This window comes from Bacillus cereus group sp. BfR-BA-01355 (genome assembly GCF_022663675.1).
Classification (GTDB): domain Bacteria; phylum Bacillota; class Bacilli; order Bacillales; family Bacillaceae_G; genus Bacillus_A; species Bacillus_A thuringiensis_S.
Window position 1 is genome coordinate 1 of sequence record NZ_JAKUFY010000381.1, and the last position, 290, is coordinate 290.

Below are 290 nucleotides of genomic sequence, written 5' to 3' on the forward strand. Positions count from 1 at the left end.
ATCTTTTGTCGTAAATCCAGCAGTAATGTTTCCAAGTTCTTTCCACGCTTGTAAATACAGTATACCGTCCACATATTTAAATGGTTCTCTCATAATAAAGCGGCTCCTTTTAATTAAAATAACAGAAAAAAGCATGGTACTTCCTGTCTATTTTACCATACTTTTATTTTTTCATAATCCTAACAGAAAAAAAAGAGGAATTTGTAATATTCTTTATGAAATTGTCGGTGTTTGTATTGATTCTGTTACAGAATTAACAGGATTTACTCTTACAAGTATGACATCTTCCC

Annotated in this window: 2 pseudogenes; both read right to left on the reverse strand. The window is 30.7% G+C overall.

Annotated features, from left to right (window positions below):
- Positions 1-93 (reverse strand): annotated as a pseudogene (locus MR167_RS32135) (peptidoglycan editing factor PgeF); the annotation flags it as partial.
- Between the two features lie 120 nt (positions 94-213).
- A pseudogene (locus MR167_RS32140) lies at positions 214-290 on the reverse strand (YlmC/YmxH family sporulation protein); the annotation flags it as partial.